Here is a 19,314-nt window from a genome sequence, read left to right as displayed (position 1 = left end):
TTTCGCTTTGTCAGTGCGCGGTTTTCCGCGCACCTTATTTCAAACAGAAACCGCTTTATTCTGCGTTTTCGGACTTTTGATCACAAACAGCACCAGCATCGCGCCCAGGGCAGCTACCACGCCGGCAAGGATAAAGGCGCTGTCGAATTTACCGGTGTGATGCACGATGTAGCCGGTGACAATCGGGCCGATAATACCGGAAATGCTGCCGATCAGGTGGATAAAGCCACTGATCCCGCCCACGCGGCTTTTGTGCACCACGTCCTGAATAATCGCCCAGTAAATAGCGCCGGTGATATACAGGAAGAAGATCGACACGGACATCAGGATCACTGCCGGGTAAACCCCTTTTACAGAACCTGCCAGACCCACGCAAACAGCAGCGGCCAACAGCGAGACCACCAGCACAATTTTTCGTGAAAGCAGCAGCTTACCGGTGATGTTGAAGATCTTATCGGAGATCCAGCCGCCGAGCGCCAGACCGACAAAGCCGACAATCCACGGGATCATGGTGGTCATACTCATCGATTTGATATCGAGGTTATGCGCCTGCACCAGATAGGCCGGGAACCAGCTCAGGAAGAAGAACAGAATGTAGTTATAGCAAAAGAAGGCAAAAGCGGTGACCAGGATAATCGGCTGGCGCAGATAGTATCCAAGACCGTGCGCGGCCTGAGCCAGCTCTTCGTCCGGGGTGGTCTGCTCCTCTTTCAGCTTCGTCACCAGCAGGCGCTCTTCTTCGCTGACGCGGCGGCTTTTCAGCGGATTATCGGCGGCAATCAGGAACCACACCACCATCCACACAATACCGATGGAGCAGATGATCACGAAGGCCGGACGCCAGCCAAAGGCCAGTGCCAGATAGCCGATGATCGGGCCAGCCACCGCACCGCCCAGTGGCGAACCGGCGCTGAGTAAGCCCATCGCAGTGGCCGCCTGTTTTTTGGGGAACCAGCCGTTAATGGCTTTGTTAGCTGAGGCGCAGATTGGGCCTTCCGCCATGCCAAACAGCACACGCAGGATCAGCATGGACCAGAAGCCGGTGGCAACGGCCGTCAGGCCACAGAACAGCGACCACATGCCAACGGCCGCGCCCATTACCAGCGTAGGGCCGAATTTGTCGGTGGCGAGGCCACCAATAAAGTTAAACAGCGCGTAACCGAAGAAGAAGCTGCCGAAAATCAGGCCGAACTGTTCGGCATTCAGCATCAGGTCTTTTTCAATCATCGGCACGGTCAGTGAGAGGGCCACGCGATCGAGGTAATTGATCATGTAGACCATGAACAGCAACAGTACGATAGTCCAGCGGAGGTTCTTAAACATGGTCACTCCATTATATTTATAGTCGCAGGGTAGCTTGTACCGGTCGGGGCAGGTTCAGTCTGCCGCCAACCGGCTGTCTGGTGTCATACAGCTAAAATGACTTTGCAGCAGCTCTTGGGATCTTTCTCAAACAGGGTCATCGCCTGTTCAATCTCGCTTAGCGGGAAGTAGTGCGTCACCAGTTTTTCTGGCTGGATCAGCCCCTGTTCCATCCAGTCAATCACCAGCGGGAAGCGATGACTGTTGAGACGCGAGGTAAACAGCGACAGCTCTTTACTGGTCAGGCTTTGCTGGGTCACCGTGCACGGCTCGCCGGAGAAGCCAAGCAGGCCAATCCGTCCGGCAGGTGAGGCCAGCGCTGCCGCTTCTGCCAGAATGGACGGGTGGCAGGCCGCATCAATGATCAGTGTGGGTTTTTCGCCTTCAAGCTGGGCAGCCAGCGGGATTTCACTGTTATTCAGTACCACATCCGCGCCGTTTTCCATCGCCATCGCCAGACGTTCCGGCAGGCGGTCGGCCACGATCACTTTGCGCACCTTATACACGCCTTTCAGCACCTGAATTGCGGTCAGGCCCATCGGACCGGCACCGAACACCAGCGCCACATCGTTCGGTTGAGGCTGGAGAAAGGCTGTGATGTTGGCGGCGATGGTGAACGGTTCAACCAGACTGGCGAGCTTGTCGGGAATGCTTTCTGGCAGGTGATACGCATTGGCTGAAGGAGCCACGGCATACTCGCTGAAGCCACCGTCGCGATGCACTCCAATCACCTGCAGTTCGCTGCAGACGTTAGGGCGTCCTACTGAACAAGGGTAGCAGTGGCCACAGCTGACCACCGGATCGACGGCCACCCGCTCGCCAATGCGGGAGCTGTCCACACCCACGCCAACCGCATCAATTACGCCAAAAAACTCATGGCCGATCACCCGTGGATAACGGGCGAAAGGGTTGTGGCCGTGCCAGATATGCACATCGGAACCGCAGATGCTGGCGTACTGGACTTTAACCCTGACTTCGCCTTTCTCTGGCGTCAGTTCAGGGCGCTGTTGCAGTACCAGCTCGCCGGGGCGTTCGATTACCACACTTTTCATTTTCGTCTCCTTACCAGTTCCACAGGGTGCCGTCTTCCAGACGCGCAACGGGCAGGTACGCCGGTTCATACGGGTAGCGTGCCGCCACTTTTTCATCAAACTCAATGCCTAAGCCCGGCAGGTCGCCCGGATGCATATAGCCGTTTTCGAAGGTCCAGTTAGGTTTGAACACTTCCATCATCTGCTCGGAATAGCCCATATATTCCTGCACGCCAAAGTTTGGTACCCACAGGTCGAAGTGCAGTGCCGCAGCCATGCAGATTGGCGACAGATCCGACGGTCCGTGTGAACCGGTGCGTACCTGATACAGCGAAGCGAAATCAGCAATACGACGCATGCCGGTGATGCCGCCCGCGTGGGTGATGGTGGTACGGATGTAGTCTATCAGCTGCTCTTCAATCAGCTGTTTACAATCCCAGATGCTGTTGAACACTTCGCCCACTGCGATTGGCGTGACGGTGTGCTGGCGGATCAGACGGAAACTCTCCTGGTTCTCGGCAGGTGTCGGGTCCTCCATCCAGAACAGGCGGTAATCTTCCACGCTTTTACCAAAGCGGGCTGCCTCAATGGGCGTCAGGCGGTGGTGCATGTCGTGCAGCAGATGTTCGTTAAAGCCAAATTTGTCACGAATGGCTTCAAACAGCTTTGGCGTGAAGTCGAGATATTTTTCGGTCGACCACAGCTGCTCTTCCGGCCAGTCGCCTTTGGTGGCGGGTTCGTAGGCCTGGCCTTTACCTTTCGCCATGCCGTAGGTGGTTTTCATACCCGGCACGCCACACTGGGCGCGGATGGCTTTAAAGCCCAGTTCTTTATGCTTCGCGTAATCGTCCATCACTTCGTCGATGCTGTGGCCGGTAGTGTGGCAGTAAACCATTACGCCAGTGCGCGATGCGCCGCCCAGCAGCTGGTAAACCGGCATGTTGGCCGCTTTGCCTTTGATATCCCACAATGCCTGATCGACGGCGGAGATTGCGGACATGGTGACGGGACCGCGACGCCAGTAGGCACCTTTATAGAAGTACTGCCAGATGTCCTCGATTTGGTGAGCGTTGCGGCCGATCAGCTGTGGGCAGACGTGGTCTTTAAGATATGACGCGACCGGCAGCTCGCGACCATTCAGGGTGGCGTCACCAATGCCGGTCAGCCCTTCATCGGTAGTGATTTTGACGGTAACAAAGTTCCTGCCCGGGCAGGTTACGAAGACTTCTGCTTTTACAATTTTCATCCTGGTGGCCTTTTTGATCGTGCGATGATGAAAAAATACGCATTGACGTACTACCATACAAGATGATTATCATGAATCTTCGACGGGGATCACAGTTGAGCAGGGTGTTAATGGATTGCTTCGGGATTGGCATATTCGAAGGTGGGAGAGGGGCGACTGGCGACACCCCTCTTGCTGACGCATTTTAAGCCTTAAGCGTGATTCTGGCGTATTAATGTTTTTCCCAGGAGTGAAACTCTGCGCCGCGTTTGCCGGGTGCCGTCTCCGGCAGGCGTGAAAGACCATAGAGCGACAGCAAGCCCAGCACCACCACATAAATGGCCAGCCCGTAATAATGGCCGCCCGTCATCTGTAATATCTTCACCGCGACCAGCCCCAACACGCCGCTGCCAATCAGCGAGCCGATTTGCCAGATCAGCGCGATCCCGCTGCAGCGAATATGCGTGGGGAACAGTTCCGGGAACCAGGCGGCCTGTGGGGCATAGCACATGCTGTGGCCCAGCGTCAGTACCACAATCATCGCCAGTTGCGCCAGCCAGAAGGTGTTCTGACTCATGGCAATAAAGAACGGTACGATGGTCAGCGTGATCAGCAGGGCACCGATCATATAGACCGGTTTACGGCCAATCCGATCCGACAGGCGGCCCATCAGCGGAATTGCGATGATTTCCAGCACCACCGCCACGATCATTGTTTCCATCAGCAGGGTATCGCTGAGATGGTTGGCTTTGCCCCATGCCAGAATAATCACCGTGAACAGTGCAAAGGCACAGGCTTCGATCAGTTTGGCAGCCACGCCGTGCACGATGATGCCGGGATAGTCGCGCAGCACTTCCATCACCGGACGGGATTCAGCGGCTTTCGTTTCGCGAATGCGGGCAAACACTGGCGATTCATCAATGCGCAGGCGGATAAACATGCCCACAATCACCAGCAGGGCGCTGAGCAGGAAAGGGATGCGCCAGCCCCAGTCCATCATTTTCTCCGGAGAGAGCGTGGCGGTCAGGATGGCAAACAGTGCCAGCGGCAGCAGAAAGCCTACCGGAGCGCCAATCTGCACCCAGCTGGCGAAAAAGCCACGACGGCGAGGTTCGGCATATTCAGCGGTCATTAATACCGCACCGGCCTGTTCTCCTCCGACGCCAAATCCCTGCAACACGCGGATAAAGATCAGCAATACCGGCGCCCAGATGCCGATTTTTTCATAGGTTGGCAGCAGGCCGATGCAGAAAGTCCCAAGGCCGACCAGCAGGATAGTGAAGACCAGCGCTTTTTTGCGGCCGACTTTATCGCCAATATGGCCAAAAACAATACCGCCCAGCGGCCGGGCCAGAAAGCCCACCGCATAGGTGGCAAACGCTGCCAGCGTGCTAATCAGCGGATCGCTGCTGGGGAAGAACAGATGGCCAAAAAAAAGTACGGCAGCGGTGCCATAGGCAAAAAAATCATAATATTCCGCTGCGGTACCAATGGCGGATGCGCTCGCCACCCGGCGGATCAGCGAAGTATTGCCCGCCTTTTCTTCGGCAGTAGAGGTTACTGGAGTGTCGCTCATTGGCAGCCCTTTTTGGTGTTGGAAAGGAAACATCCTGTTTGACTACTACCATACAAGTTGTTGGTGAGCTGACCTGCGAGAGCGATCACAGTCTTAACTGTTAATTTTTTGTGAATTAAAACGGTGTGAGGAAATGCCGATGGTGGTAAGGAGGAGGCAGACGAGGTTGAATGAAAATTTTCTGGCAACGCGGAAGTCACCGCGGTGCCAGTTTCAGCGGATCAGGCCAGCAGTTCACACGAAGGTGGCAAGCGGCACGAGAGGGCATCCGGCATCACCTCAATCCGGAACATTTTGCCGCTCAGCGGCTCGCCGTCGAGATTAAACGTCATCTCGTGTGGGGCGTGGATTTCCAGCCATGGCAGGGAAGCGCGGATGATATTCGGGTTATCATCGTCGCCGCCAATCATTGAGTTGAGCAGCGTCGGCAGGATCTCTTTCGAGGTGACGATGCTCAACTCCAGCTTGCCGTCGTTGATCAATGCATACGGGCAGAGGCGCTGCCCACCTCCGGCCTGACGTCCGTTGCCAATACCGATCACCAGTGCATCACCCTGCCAGCTGAAGCCCGGGCCGCGCAATTCACAGCTGTCTGCCTTAAGCTGATCCATGCGCATCAGCCCATGAATAAAATAGGAGACACCGCCCAGTGCGGACTTCAGTTTTTCCGGGGTTTCCGTGGTGATACGGGTGCCAAATCCGCCGGTGGCCATATTGATGAAGTAGCGATCCTGATTCACTCTGGCGATATCGACCGGCGTGGCTTTGCCGACGATAGCCAGTCGCAGCGCATTCTCCATCTCTTCCGGGATCCCGGCGCTGGTGGCGAAGTCATTGGCGGTTCCCAGCGGAATAATCCCCAGCACCGGGCGACCTGCCGCTTCAAGTCCTGCCAGCGCGGTCGCAATCTCATTGATGGTGCCATCGCCGCCACCGGCGACAACGGTCGTCGCGCCCAGCGCCATGGCTTCCCTGACGTAACGCTCTCCGTCACCGTGTTCCCATGTGACACGAACCTCAACTGGCACACCTTCTTTGCGCAGCGTCATAATGGCTGCGCGCAGGGCTTCGTTGCCTGCCCCCTTGCCGTTGAGGATCGCCAGGGTAAGCGAATGTTTGTCCATGATTTTTTTCCTGTCAGAACGGACTCAAATATAAAACTGCTTCATTTATAGCACATTTTGCCAACGGCAGGGGGCGCGGGGGGAAAGTGGTGGCAAAAGAAAAGCCCGACCGGGGGAGCCGGGCGGGCCAAGGAGGTGGTTCAGGAAAAAACTGCTGTTTCGAGTTAGTCATTTTGAGCCTGCGCATCATAGCCGGGAATTGCGCAAGGTTATGTGATCGGATTCTAATTACAGCACGAAATGATTCCAGTTTTCGGTACAGTTTGGAACTTATTGTCACCGTCGCCCCCCACTGCCGGGTTCAGTCGTTAACCTCAGCCGAATCAGTCTCCACTGCGCTCACCGGTGCATCAGGGAAATTCCGCATCAGCAGGGCGTAATTAAGGTCAATCTCTTCCGGGATTGGGATCCAGACAAAGTGGCCGTTACCGGGTGCCACTTCTGCAGGCTGAAGTTTCAGATTTTCCATTCTCTCCAGTCTGAAATTGATGTTGCCTGCCGGGGTCATCAGCTCCAGGCTGTCGCCGACGCTGAACTTGTTCTTCACCTCAACCATGACCATTTCTCCACGGCGCTCGCCGGTAAACTCGCCGACAAACTGCTGACGATCGGAAGCGGAGAAGCTGTGTTCGTAGTTCTGGTAGCTGTCGTGGGTGTGGCGGCGCAGGAAGCCTTCGGTGTAGCCGCGATGGGCCAGGCCTTCCAGCGTTTCCAGCAGCGATTCATCAAACGGTTTACCGGCAGCGGCGTCGTCGATGGCGCGGCGATAAACCTGGGCGGTGCGGGCGCAGTAATAGTGCGACTTGGTACGGCCTTCAATCTTCAGCGAGTGCACGCCCATCTGCGTCAGGCGACCGACGTGCGCCACGGCGCGCAGGTCTTTGGAATTCATGATATAGGTGCCGTGTTCATCTTCAAAAGCGGTCATATACTCGCCCGGCCGCATTGACTCCTCGATCATAAACACTTTATCGGTCGGCTGGCCTTCGCCCAATGTTGGCTCGACGTTCTTCACCGGGATCGGCTGATACTGGTGCACAATCTGCCCCAGCTCATCCTGCTTGCCTTCCTGTACCTTATACTCCCAGCGGCAGGCGTTGGTGCAGGTTCCCTGGTTCGGATCGCGCTTGTTAATATACCCGGAGAGCAGGCAGCGACCGGAATAGGCCATGCATAATGCGCCGTGGACAAAGATCTCCAGCTCCATGTCTGGTACCTGCTGGCGGATTTCGGCAATCTCGTCCAGTGACAGCTCCCGGGAGAGGATTGCCCGGGTCAGACCCATCTGCTGCCAGAACTTCACTGTTGCCCAGTTCACCGCGTTGGCCTGCACGGACAGGTGCACATCCATCTCCGGGAACGCTTCCCGCACCATCATAATCAGACCCGGGTCGGACATGATCAGCGCGTCCGGCCCCATCGCCACCACCGGCTCCAGATCGCGGATAAAGGTTTTCAGCTTGGCGTTATGCGGGGCTATATTGACCACCACGTAGAATTTTTTCCCCAGTGCATGGGCTTCATTGATGCCGATAGCAAGGTTCTGGTGATTAAATTCATTATTGCGCACGCGCAGGCTGTAGCGGGGCTGTCCGGCATACACGGCGTCTGCGCCATAGGCGAAGGCGAAGCGCATGTTTTTCAGGGTGCCGGCAGGGGAAAGCAGTTCCGGTTTAAACATGGGAATTTCCGATTTTTGTCTGATGTCAGGTCAGATATTGCGAGAAAGGCCACCCAAAAGGCGGCCTTGCAGATTGTGGGGGATTGTAAAAGCTGGCGGGGGGAATGTAAATTGCGCTAGATCAATCTGCAGACATCTGCTTCCCAGCGGTAGCCCATGCCGTAGACCGCGCGGATAAAGGGCTGGTCGGCATCCAGTGACTCCAGCTTGCGGCGCAGGTTCTTGATATGGCTGTCGATAGTCCGGTCGGTTACCACGCGGTAATCGTCATAAAGATGGTTCAGCAGCATCTCGCGGGAGAAGACCTTGCCCGGTTCCTGCGCCAGCGTTTTCAGCAGGCGGAATTCGGCAGGCGTCAGGTCCAGAATTGACTCTTCCCAGCTGGCCTGAAAACGGCCTTCATCCACCACCAACGACGAGGCTTTCTGGGCCTCTTCCGGCGTGCGCTGACAGCGCTTCAGGATCGTCTTGACGCGCGCTACCACTTCACGCGGACTGAACGGCTTGCAGATATAGTCATCGGCACCGATTTCCAGTCCCAGCAGGCGGTCAATCTCTTCGGTTTTGGCGGTAACCATAATGATCGGCAGCTCGGAGAAACGGCGGATTTCGCGGCTGATCGACAGGCCATCCAGACCCGGCAGCATCAGGTCCAGCAGGATCAGATCCGGCGGGGTCTGCTTAACGTACTCCAGCACCTCATCGCCCCGCAGCAGGTGGTGGGTGCGATAATTGGCGGCCTGCAGATAATCCACCAGCAGCTGGCCGAGTTTAGGTTCATCTTCAACCACTAAGATCAGTGGGGCATACGTTTCCTGGGTCATGACACTCCCTGCGCCGCTTAAAGGGGAAATCCCCTCCATCAATTGGTTTTGCAGGGTAAGTGTACCGTAATTCTCAGGCCTCCGGCATCGGAGTGATCCGCTTTAATGCTGCCGTCGTGCGCTTCAACAATGTTCTGACAGATCGCCAGGCCAAGCCCGGAGCCGCCGCTGGCCCGGTTACGCGAACTTTCCGCGCGGAAAAATCGTTCGAAAATTTGCCCGCGCTGCTCGTCGGTAATGCCGGGAGAGGTATCGTCGAAAAAGAGAATTTGCTGTTCGGGCTGGGACACCAGTGTGACAGTGAGGCTACCGCCCGCGTCGGTATAGCGCAGGCTGTTTTCCATCAGATTGGTGAACAGCTGCATCAGGCGGTCCGGATCGCCAAACAGCGGTGCCCGATCCGGCAGGAGCAGAGTCAGCTTCAGGTTACGCTGCTGATAGCGGTTGGTGAAATTGGCTGCCACCATCTCCAGCAGCGGTACCAGGTCGGTATTGCTTTTGCGGTAGGCGAGGGCACCCTCATCGGAGAGCGACAGCTGGTGGACGTCATCCACCAGTTTGGTCAGCGTGCTGACTTCACCCTGCAGCGAAACGATGGATTCCGGCGTCAGTTTGCGCACCCCATCCTGAATGGCTTCCAGCTCGCCGCGCAGGATCGCCAGTGGTGTTCTCAGCTCATGAGAGATATCAGCCATAAACGCCCGGCGCATACTTTCATTCTTCTCCAGCGTGCTGGCAAGGCGGTTAAAGTCCTGCGCCAGGCGTCCCAGCTCATCACGGTTATTGGCTTCCACCCGGCTGGTGAAATCCCCGGCGGCCAGATGATGGGTACCTTCCACCAGGCGCTTAACCGGTGCCAGCAGGCCGCGCGACATCAGCCAGGTCACCGTTGCTGCCAGCAGCATGGTCAGACCCACGATGATCCAGCTGGTACGCTCCTGCTGTTTGTCGAAGTTGATATCCGCGCTGCGGGTCAGCCGCTCCGGCGGTGAACCAATTACCCAGCCGACGATATGCCCGTCGCTGGTGGTGATATTGCGGCGGTTTCCTTCCGGCGGCACCGGTGCGCGCGGACCAATCATCACGTGATACTGCTGGTCGATAATCCAGAACTGGGTGCGCCAGCCATGCGGCGGCAGCTGGTTGCTGGCATCGGGATTCTGCTCCAGCGAGCGCAGGATCTGAAACACCAGCCGGTTGTTGTTGCGCAGAAACTCCCAGTTGCCATGCTGTTCGTACTGATCGGCCAGCGCATCGCTGAGCATCACCAGCCGCTGTTCGTTACCTTTTTTGATGTAGTCGATAAAGCCATGCTCAAAACTCAGGCGCACGCCCCAGTGCATGGTGATCAGCACCAGCATGCAGGTGGAAAAGATCGCTGCAAACAGCTTGACGGTAATGCCGATACGCAACTTCGCAAACATCAGGAGCTCCTCCGGCGGCGGCTCAGAACCACGTTTTTACTGACGTCAGTCGGCACGCGCCAGAACACCAGCGCGGGCAGAATAATGATCAGCGCCATACACAAATAGGTATAGATAAAGGCCTGGTGCACCGCAGGGCTGTCGGCCACGGCCTGATGGCCGAAGGTGCCGAGCAGCAGCCCGGCCACGGTAACGCCGATACTCATCGACAGCTGCATAATCATCGACAGCAGGCTGTTGCCACTGCTGGCCAGATCGTCCGGCAGCTCTTTCAGCGTCAGGGTATTCATTGAAGAGAAGCGGATGGCGTTAACCATACCCAGCAGGAACAAGACCACCGGCAACAGCCACTCCCAACCCATCAGCGCCACCGCCGGGAACAGCAGTACCACCAGGCTCAGGCTGACCGTTGAGCCGACCAGCACGTTGCGGTAGCCAAAGCGGTTAACGATTTGCACCACGATGCGCTTCATTCCCATATTCCCCAGTACCATCGGGATCATCATCAGCCCGGCGTGGAACGGAGTGAAGCCCATGCCGACCTGCAGGAAAATCGGTGCCATAAACGGCAGCATGCCGCTGCCGATACGGCCGGTGAAGCTGCCCAGCAGGCCGATGGAGTAGATGCGGTTATCAAACAGCTTCAGGCTGAACAGCGCGTGGTCGTTGCCGCGGGCATGCATCAGGTAGAACAGCAGGGCGAAGACCCCAATCAGGATGAACAGACAGAGCATCAGAGGCGAAATGCCCAACCCTCTCTGTCCGTCGAGGGCGAGAGTCAGCGTGGCCATTCCCGCGGCCAGCAGCACAAAGCCGATAAAGTCGAACCGCCTGGGGGGCAGTCTGAGGTTGGGCATCAGCGTCAGGGTGGCTATCGCGCCAATCAGGCCGACCGGCAGATTAATCAGGAAGATCCAGTGCCAGCTGGCATACTGCACCAGAATACCGCCCAGCGCCGGGCCGAGCAGCGGGCCTACCTGGCCGGGCAGGGTGACGAAGGTCATCGCTGCCATATACTGCTCGCGCGGTACCAGCTTCATTACCGTCAGTCGCCCGACCGGCACCATCATCGCCCCGCCAATCCCCTGCAGCACCCGGGCCGCCATCAGCTGGTCCAGCGTGGTCGCCATCGCGCAGAACAGCGACCCGAGGCTGAACAGGATAATGGCGCTGAAGAAGATGTTACGAACCCCGAACCGGTCCGCCAGCCAGCCGCTGACCGGCAGCATCACCGCCACGGTCAGCACATAGGAGACCACTACCGAATGCATATGCAGCGGGTTTTCGCTCAGGCTCACCGCCATTGAGGGCAGGGCAGTGTTGACGATGGTGGTATCCAGCGACTGCATAAAAAAGCCAAAGGCCACAATCCACAGCTGCCAGCGCACGGTTGGGGGAAGCGTATTCATTTTTTAAAGCATTCCTGAGTTATTGGGCACGGATTACTCTGCGCTCGCCAGTTCGGGTGCGGGCTTCCGCCGCAATTTGTCCATGTAGAGATACACCACCGGCGTGGTATACAGCGTTAACAGCTGGCTCATTACCAGGCCGCCGACGATGGTGATCCCCAGCGGCTGGCGCAGCTCCGCGCCGTCTCCGGAGGTCAGCACCAGCGGCAGGGCACCAAACAGCGCGGCCAGCGTGGTCATCATAATTGGCCGGAAACGCAGCAGGCTGGCCTGGAATATAGCGTCCCGGGCGGTGAGATCGCCGTTACGCTGGGCATCCAGCGCAAAGTCCACCATCATGATGGCGTTCTTCTTCACGATGCCGATCAGCAGCAGAATACCGATCAGCGCAATCAGACTGAACGGGGCATTAAACAACTCCAGCGCCAGCAGGGCTCCCACGCCTGCCGAGGGCAGGGTGGAGAGGATGGTCAGCGGATGAACGTAACTCTCATAAAGTATCCCCAGCACGATATACACCGTGGCAATGGCGGCCAGAATCAGCCACAGCTGACTGCTCTGCGTCTGCTGGAATACCTGCGCGGTCCCGGCAAAGCTGCCGCGCACGCTGTTCGGCACGCCCAGCGAAGTCATGCTGCGGTCAATGGCATCGGAAGCCTCAGAGAGCGAGACGCCTTCCGGCAGGTTAAAGGAGATGGTGGACGCCGCCGACAGCCCCTGATGGTTGACCGACAGCGGGGAGTTGGCCGGTTGCCACTTCGCGAAGTACGACAGCGGAATGGCCTTGCCGTCATTGTTAATCACGTACATTAAATCCAGCGAGCTGATGTCCTGGGTGTAGCGCGGATCCACTTCCATCACCACTTTGTACTGGTTCAGCGGCTGGTAGATGGTTGAGATCTGCCGCTGGCCGAAGGCGTTATTCAGCAGGCTGTTAGCGTCAGACACGTCAATTCCCAGCCGCGCCATGCTTTCGCGGTCATAGGTCAGCGCCATTTCCGAGCCTTTGTCCTGCTGATCGGAGTTAACGTCTGCCAGCTCCGGCAGCGCGGCGAAGGCCTGGCGGATTTTGGGCTCCCAGACGCGCAAATCGTCCAGGCTGTCTGACAACAGCGTGTACTGATAACCGGCATTGGATTCTCGTCCTCCCACGCGCAGATCCTGCACCGCCTGCAGATAGAGGTTGGCTCCCGGCTCTTTCGCCAGCTTGGTGCGCAACCGGGCGATCACTTCCTGGGCGTTCTCACTGCGCTCGGTCAGCGGCTTAAGCGAGATAAACATCGAGCCGCTGTTGGTGCGCGATCCCCCGGTAAAACCCACCACGCTTTCCACCGCCGGGTCATCGCGAACGATTTTCATAAAGTCTTCCAGCTTGCCGCGCATCGCCTGGAACGAGATGCTCTGATCGGCCTGGATAAAGCCCATCAGCCGCCCGGTGTCCTGCTCGGGCATAAAGGTTTTCGGAATGGAAACGTACAGGTACATTGTCAGGCCGATAGTGGCGATAAACACCAGCAGCGTCCAGCGCGCGTGGTTCAGTACCCAGTTCAGCGAGCGGCCATAGCCCTGCTGCAATTTCACCAGAAGCTTGCCGAAGCCCTTCAGCCGCGGCTGCTCGCGTTTCTGCGGATGCGCCTTCAGCAGACGGGCGCACATCATTGGCGTTAGCGTGACAGAGATCACCAGCGAAATGGCGATAGAGACCGAGAGGGTGAGGGCGAACTCTTTGAAGAAGCGCCCGATCAGGCCGCCCAGCATCAGCAGCGGCAGGAATACCGCAATCAGCGACAGGCTCATCGACAGCACGGTAAAGCCTACTTCACGCACGCCCTGCAACGAAGCCTGCAGCGGCTTCATCCCGGCTTCCACATGGCGGGAGATATTCTCCAGCACCACGATGGCATCATCCACCACAAAGCCGGTAGCCACGGTCAGCGCCATCAGCGACAGGTTATTCAGGCTGAAGCCGCACAGGTACATAGCGGCAAAAGTGCCAATCAGCGAGACGGGAACGGCAACCGCCGGGATCAGCGTGGCGCGACCGGAACGCAGGAACAGGAACACAACCAGGATCACCAATCCGACGGAGATCACCAGAGACTGCTCCACCTCAGCCAGTGAGGCACGGATGGTGGGCGAACGATCCTGTGCCACATCCATATGGATTGATGCCGGAATGATTTTACTCAGCTCCGGCACTTCCGCGCGGATCCTGTCCACGGTGTCGATGATGTTCGCTTCAGGCAGCTTGCGGATCAGCACCAGGATGGCCGGTTTCGCGTTGGCCATACCGGCGTTGCGGACGTCCTGCACCGAGTCAGTGACGTTTGCCACATCCTGCAGGCGCACCGCCGAGCCGTTGCTGTAGTGCACCACCAGCGGCTGATAGTCTGCGGCGGTTTGCAGCTCATCGTTGGTTTTTAACTGCCAGCGCTGGTTAAGATCTTCAATCGCGCCCTGCGGACGGCGCTGGTTGGCGTTGGAGATGGCCTGTCGTACGGCATCCAGTGACACGCCCTGATTAAACAGTGCCTGCGGATTCAGCTCCACCCGCACCGCAGGCAGCGAGCTGCCGCCGATGGTGACGTCGCCGACCCCGTCGATTTGCGACAATTTCTGCGCCAGCTGGGTGGAGGCGTAGTCATACAGCTGCCCCTGGGAATAAGTGTCCGAAGTCAGCGTCATGATCATGATCGGCGCATCGGAAGGATTGGCCTTGCGATAGGTCGGACGGCTCGGCATGCCGCTTGGCAACAAGCTTTGTGCCGCGTTGATCGCACCCTGCACGTCACGGGCAGCGCCGTTGATGTCACGGTCGTAATCAAACACCAGGATAATGCGCGTGCTGCCGAGTGAGCTGGTGGAGGTCATCTCCGTCACGCCAGCGATCCGGCCCAGCGAGCGTTCAAGCGGAGTGGCAACTGACGAGGCCATGGTTTCCGGCGAAGCCCCCGGCAGCGAAGCCGAAATCATGATCACCGGGAAATCGACCTGCGGCAGCGGGGCCACCGGTAGCAGCCTGAAGCCGAGAATACCCGCCAGCGCAATGGCGATGGTCAGCAGGATGGTCGCTACCGGGCGGTGAATAAACAGCGCAAAAAATTTCACTGCGCTTCCTCCCGCTTGAAGCGGCGGCGGGTCGCGTGCGCCAGACGGTCAAACAGCAGATAGATCACCGGCGTGGTGAACAGCGTCAGCACCTGGCTGACCACCAGGCCACCCACCATGGCGATGCCCAGCGGACGACGCAGTTCGGCCCCGACGCCGCTACTCAGCATCAGCGGCAGCGCGCCGAGCAGGGCCGCCAGCGTGGTCATCAGAATTGGACGGAAGCGGAGCAGGCAGGCCTGATAAATCGCTTCATAAGGTGCCATGCCCTGTTCCCGCTCCGCAGCTAGTGCAAAGTCGATCATCATGATGGCGTTTTTCTTCACGATGCCAATCAGCAGGATAATGCCGATTATTGCGATGACATCCAGCTCGCAGCCAGCGATCATCAGCGCCAGCAGCGCCCCCACGCCCGCAGTGGGCAGCGTGGAGAGAATGGTGATCGGATGGATAAAGCTCTCATACAGCACGCCCAGCACGATATACATCGCCACCACAGCCGCCACAATCAGCCAGACGGTACTGGAGAGCGCGGCCTGGAAGGCCAACGTGCTGCCCTGGAACTGGGTCATGATTTCCGACGGCATCGCCAGGTCTTTCTCGGCCTTGATGATAGCGTTGACCGCCTGCTCCAGCGAATAGCCGTCGCTGACGTTGAACGAGAAGGTGGTGGACGGGAACTGGTCGAGATGGTTGATACTCAATGCGCCGTGACGTTGTTCCACTTTTGCAATTGCGCTGAGTGGCACCACGCTACCCGTGCTGCTGTTCAGGCGAATGGCATCCAGCGAAGCCAGCCCCGGCGTGGCGGTGGTGTCGTTCTCCAGCACCACGCGATACTGATTAGCCTGGGTATAGATGGTGGAAATCAGGCGCTGACCGAAGGCGTTATACAGGGCGTTATCCACATCCGCCATGGTGATCCCCAGGCGGCTGGCGTTATCGCGGTCGACGCGGATAAAGGCTTCCAGCCCCTGATCCTGCCAGTCGCTGCTGACATCCTGCAGTTCAGGCAGTTTCGCCAGTTCACTGGTCAGCTGCGGTACCCACAGGCTCAACGACTCCAGCGATCCGGCCTGCAGCGTGAACTGGTACTGGGTGCGGCTGGCGGTGGTATCGATCGTCAGATCCTGCACCGGCTGCAGGTACAAATTGATGCCCGGAAGCCGTGACACCTCATCCTGCAAACGCTTAATCACTTCCGGTATTCGGTCATCACGTTCATCAAGCGGCTTGAGATTGATCTGCAGCCTGCCGCTGTTCAGCGCCGGGTTGGTCCCGTCCACGCCGACAAATGAAGTCAGGCTTTGTACCGCCGGATCTTTCATGATGATTGAGGCCACTTCCTGCTGCCGCTGGGACATTTTGGCGTAAGAGATCGACTGAGGAGCCTGCACTGTGCCCTGGATGATGCCGTTATCCTGTACCGGGAAGAAGCCTTTCGGGATGGTGATCCACAGCAGCACGGTGATCGCCAGCGTACCCAGCGCCACGCCGAGCGTCAGCCACGGGTGGTTCAGCACCCGGCGAAGCCAACGGCCATATCCGGCAATCACCCGGTCAAACATCGCCTCGCTGGCGCGCGAGAAGCGGTTCTGTTTACGCAGCGACTCAGCGCTGAGCATTCTGGCGCACATCATTGGCGTCAGCGTCAGCGAAACTACGGCCGAAATCAGAATGGAAACTGCCAGAGTAACGGCAAACTCGCGGAACAGCCTGCCGACAATATCGCCCATAAACAGCAGCGGGATCAGTACCGCAATCAGCGAGAAGGTCAGGGAGATAATGGTGAAGCCGATTTCCCCGGCACCCTTCAGTGCGGCGGCCATGGGCTTTTCGCCTTTTTCGATGTAGCGTGAGATGTTTTCGATCACCACTATCGCGTCATCGACCACGAATCCGGTGGCGATGGTCAGCGCCATCAGCGTCAGGTTATTAACCGAGAAGCCCAGGAAGTAAATTGCTGCAAAGGTGCCGACCAGCGACAGGGGCACGGCCACGGCAGGAATAATGGTGGCCGGAACGTTGCGCAGGAACAGGTAGATAATCATCACCACCAGCGCAATTGCCAGCATCAGCTCGAACTGCACGTCATGTACCGAGGCGCGAATATTGGTGGTCCGATCGGTCAGTACCTTTACGTCGACGGATTTTGGCAGCGTGGCGGTGAGTCCCGGCAGCATCTGGCGGATACTGTCGGCGGTGGTAATGATGTTCGCGCCGGGCTGGCGTTGGACGTTCAGCACGATGGCAGGCTGGCGGTTAGCCCACGCGCCCAGCCAGCTGTTTTCCGCGCCCTGTTCGACGGTTGCCACGTCGCGCAGCCGCACCGGAGAACCGTTCTGATAAGAGACGATCAGCTGGCGGTAATCTTCGGCAGATTTCATCTGGTCGTTGGCGGAAAGGGTGATCGAACGTTCCGGACCGTCAAGGCTGCCTTTCGCCGAGTTGACGTTGGCATTGCTGATAGCGGTGCGGATGCTCTCACTGTCCAGCCCCAGCGCTGCCAGTGCCTGCGCATTCAGTTTCACCCGCACGGCCGGACGCTGACCGCCTGAAAGGGTGACCAGGCCGACGCCGGAAACCTGTGAGATTTTCTGTGCCACCCGCGTCTCCACCATATCCTGCACCTGGGTGAGCGGCATGCTGGTGGTGGTGACGGCCAGAGTCATGATCGGCGGATCTGCCGGATTAACTTTGTTGTAGACCGGCGGGTTGGGCAGGTCGGAAGGCAGCAGGTTGGTGGCCGCGTTGATCGCTGCCTGCACTTCCTGCTCAGCGACATCGAGTGAAAGCGTCAGTTGGAACTGCAGCGTCACCACCGAGGCTCCCCCGGAGCTTTGCGAGGACATCTGCTTCAGGCCTGACATCTGGCCGAACTGACGCTCCAGCGGGGCGGTAATCGAAGAGGTCACCACATCCGGACTGGCACCGGGATAGAGCGTGACCACCTGAATAGTCGGATAGTCCACTTCCGGCAGGGCTGAAACGGGCAGAGCGCGGTAGCCGATGATCCCGGCAAGCAGGATCGCCACCATCAACAGGGTGGTGGCAACCGGGCGAAGAATAAACTGGCGGGAAGGCCCGCCGCTGGAGCTGGGTGGCATGACCTGCATCAGGAGCTGGCTCCTTTGGCAGGCTGGGCGATCTTACCGGAAGTCAGCGGAGTGGACTGTGGCGCAACCACTTCGACTTTCGCACCTTCGGTCAGGCGATCGATGCCGTCGGTGACAACTTTATCTCCGGCATCCAGACCGGCTTTAATCACCACTTTCTGACTGTCCTGCAACCCGGTGGTCACCAGCTTCTTGCTGACCTTGTTCTCTTCGTTCACCACCCAGACGAAGTTGCCTTCGTTACCCATCTGCAGCGCCGCAGCCGGGATGACAATGGCATCCTGCAGGGTGCTGACCTTCAGGCGGGCATTGACGAACTGATTAGGGAACAGCATGTCGTCAGTATTGGTGAAACGGGCTTTCAGCTTTACCGTACCGGTGGTGGCATCAATCTGGTTGTCCATGCTCAGTAGCGTGCCGCTGGTCAGCAGGGTTTTATTGCTGCGGTCCCAGGCTTCGACCGGAATGGGCTCGCCGGTTTTCTGCGCGGTCAGAATGGTACCGATTTCATTTTCCGGCAGGCTGAACACCAGATCGATCGGGTGAGTCTGGGTGATCACCACAATGCCGTTAGTGTCGCCGCTGGTGATGTAATTGCCAATATCAACCTGCTTCAGGCCGACACGGCCAGAGATTGGGGAGGTGACACGGCTGTAGGTCAGATTCAACTGGGCGCTGGCGACGCTGCCCTCATCGGCTTTAATGGTGCCCAGCGTTTCGTTAACCAGCGAACGCTGGGTATCCATTTCCTGCTGTGAGACGAGATTGGTTTTTGCCAGCTTCTCATAGCGGGCGAGATCGCGGCGTGCATTAGCCAGCGTGGCCTGATCTTTTGCCAGCTGCCCCTGCGCCTGAGTCAGCGCGACCTGATAAGGACGGGGATCTATTTCTGCCAGCAGTTGCCCGGCTTTCACTTCCTGCCCTTCCGTAAAGTGCAGCGCCATCAGGTCGCCGTCCACGCGGCTGCGGAGGGTGACGGTATTGGCTGCCGTCACGGTGCCCAGACCGGAAAGATACTGAGGAACGCTCTGACGAACGGCTTCAGCCGCCTGTACCGGGGCCAGCGCGCCGGTTCCGCCGCGTCTGCCACCGCCCGCTTTAACTCCGCCAGCCCGTTGATGCTCTGCCCCTTTACTGCTTTCCGGCGCAGTTGCATTGTGGCTGTGCCACCAGTACCAGCCACCGGCGGCGACAGCGGCCACCACAAGGATCGGTAAAATTTTACGGGAACGGCTTTTGCTGTTCATAGTTGTTTTCAGCTCTCCGGTAGCAAGTCTGGATATCCACGAGGGTCTGCAAAGGGCGACCCCTAAGCTTTTTAGTTTAGCGAGTTTAACGGCTTCAAAATTGAAGGAAATAAGGATAACTGTTCAGTCCGTGTAAGTATTCACAACCTGAAAATCTTTTGCCACAAATCAACGAAGCGGTTTGCCC

At 58.0% G+C, this 19,314-nt stretch carries 12 protein-coding genes; all 12 read right to left on the bottom strand.

Translation table 11 applies throughout. The features are described from left to right. Positions 1–39 precede the first annotated feature (39 nt). The gene (locus GSQ70_RS16600; RefSeq protein WP_158783568.1) at positions 40–1,323 is read right to left on the bottom strand and encodes an MFS transporter; all 1,284 of its coding nucleotides are present in this window, start codon (positions 1,321–1,323) and stop codon (positions 40–42) included. Between the two features lie 83 nt (positions 1,324–1,406). After that, on the bottom strand, positions 1,407–2,414 hold the full coding sequence (locus tag GSQ70_RS16595) for a Zn-dependent oxidoreductase (RefSeq protein WP_158783567.1): 1,008 nt from the start codon (positions 2,412–2,414) through the stop codon (positions 1,407–1,409). Positions 2,415–2,424: 10 nt separating this feature from the next. Then, positions 2,425–3,639 carry a D-mannonate dehydratase ManD gene (gene manD / locus GSQ70_RS16590; RefSeq protein WP_158783566.1) on the bottom strand — a complete coding sequence of 405 codons (1,215 nt, stop codon included), beginning with the start codon at positions 3,637–3,639 and terminating at the stop codon, positions 2,425–2,427. A gap of 211 nt (positions 3,640–3,850) precedes the next feature. Then, a complete protein-coding gene (locus tag GSQ70_RS16585; protein ID WP_158783565.1) occupies positions 3,851–5,194 on the bottom strand; it encodes an MFS transporter in 1,344 nt (447 codons plus the stop codon). Between the two features lie 221 nt (positions 5,195–5,415). Continuing rightward, a complete protein-coding gene (gene yegS, locus GSQ70_RS16580; protein ID WP_158783564.1) occupies positions 5,416–6,318 on the bottom strand; it encodes a lipid kinase YegS in 903 nt (300 codons plus the stop codon). 301 nt (positions 6,319–6,619) lie between these two features. Further along, positions 6,620–7,999: a tRNA 5-hydroxyuridine modification protein YegQ gene (gene yegQ, locus GSQ70_RS16575; protein WP_158783563.1), complete on the bottom strand. Its 1,380-nt coding sequence runs from the start codon at positions 7,997–7,999 to the stop codon at positions 6,620–6,622. Positions 8,000–8,115: 116 nt separating this feature from the next. Further along, a complete protein-coding gene (baeR, locus tag GSQ70_RS16570; protein ID WP_158783562.1) occupies positions 8,116–8,823 on the bottom strand; it encodes a two-component system response regulator BaeR in 708 nt (235 codons plus the stop codon). Between the two features lie 38 nt (positions 8,824–8,861). Next, positions 8,862–10,247 (bottom strand): two-component system sensor histidine kinase BaeS, encoded by a 1,386-nt coding sequence (baeS, locus tag GSQ70_RS16565; RefSeq protein ID WP_158783561.1) that lies wholly within the window; start codon positions 10,245–10,247, stop codon positions 8,862–8,864. Continuing rightward, positions 10,247–11,656, bottom strand: a complete 1,410-nt coding sequence (locus tag GSQ70_RS16560) for an MFS transporter (protein WP_158783560.1) — start codon at positions 11,654–11,656, stop codon at positions 10,247–10,249. Before GSQ70_RS16560 ends, baeS begins: the two co-directional genes overlap by 1 nt. 33 nt (positions 11,657–11,689) lie before the next feature. Beyond that, positions 11,690–14,764, bottom strand: a complete 3,075-nt coding sequence (gene mdtC, locus GSQ70_RS16555) for a multidrug efflux RND transporter permease subunit MdtC (RefSeq protein ID WP_158783559.1) — start codon at positions 14,762–14,764, stop codon at positions 11,690–11,692. Further along, complete coding sequence (locus GSQ70_RS16550) at positions 14,761–17,880, bottom strand: MdtB/MuxB family multidrug efflux RND transporter permease subunit (RefSeq protein WP_158783558.1); 3,120 nt, start codon at positions 17,878–17,880, stop codon at positions 14,761–14,763. The genes mdtC and GSQ70_RS16550 overlap by 4 nt, the downstream gene beginning before the upstream one ends. Beyond that, the gene (locus GSQ70_RS16545; protein WP_158783557.1) at positions 17,880–19,127 is read right to left on the bottom strand and encodes an MdtA/MuxA family multidrug efflux RND transporter periplasmic adaptor subunit; all 1,248 of its coding nucleotides are present in this window, start codon (positions 19,125–19,127) and stop codon (positions 17,880–17,882) included. Before GSQ70_RS16545 ends, GSQ70_RS16550 begins: the two co-directional genes overlap by 1 nt. Positions 19,128–19,314: the final 187 nt, after the last annotated feature.

The sequence above is a fragment of the Pantoea sp. BAV 3049 genome (genome assembly GCF_009765445.1).
Taxonomy (GTDB): Bacteria; Pseudomonadota; Gammaproteobacteria; order Enterobacterales; family Enterobacteriaceae; genus Erwinia.
This window is presented reverse-complemented; position numbering and strand designations above follow the sequence as displayed.

Coding starts and splice junctions, on each gene's coding strand:
- GSQ70_RS16600 (WP_158783568.1), bottom strand. CDS start 1,323: ATGTTTAAGAACCTCCGCTGGACTATCGTACTGTTGCTGTTCATGGTC.
- GSQ70_RS16595 (WP_158783567.1), bottom strand. CDS start 2,414: ATGAAAAGTGTGGTAATCGAACGCCCCGGCGAGCTGGTACTGCAACAG.
- manD (WP_158783566.1), bottom strand. CDS start 3,639: ATGAAAATTGTAAAAGCAGAAGTCTTCGTAACCTGCCCGGGCAGGAAC.
- GSQ70_RS16585 (WP_158783565.1), bottom strand. CDS start 5,194: ATGAGCGACACTCCAGTAACCTCTACTGCCGAAGAAAAGGCGGGCAAT.
- yegS (WP_158783564.1), bottom strand. CDS start 6,318: ATGGACAAACATTCGCTTACCCTGGCGATCCTCAACGGCAAGGGGGCA.
- yegQ (WP_158783563.1), bottom strand. CDS start 7,999: ATGTTTAAACCGGAACTGCTTTCCCCTGCCGGCACCCTGAAAAACATG.
- baeR (WP_158783562.1), bottom strand. CDS start 8,823: ATGACCCAGGAAACGTATGCCCCACTGATCTTAGTGGTTGAAGATGAA.
- baeS (WP_158783561.1), bottom strand. CDS start 10,247: ATGTTTGCGAAGTTGCGTATCGGCATTACCGTCAAGCTGTTTGCAGCG.
- GSQ70_RS16560 (WP_158783560.1), bottom strand. CDS start 11,656: ATGAATACGCTTCCCCCAACCGTGCGCTGGCAGCTGTGGATTGTGGCC.
- GSQ70_RS16550 (WP_158783558.1), bottom strand. CDS start 17,880: ATGCAGGTCATGCCACCCAGCTCCAGCGGCGGGCCTTCCCGCCAGTTT.
- GSQ70_RS16545 (WP_158783557.1), bottom strand. CDS start 19,127: ATGAACAGCAAAAGCCGTTCCCGTAAAATTTTACCGATCCTTGTGGTG.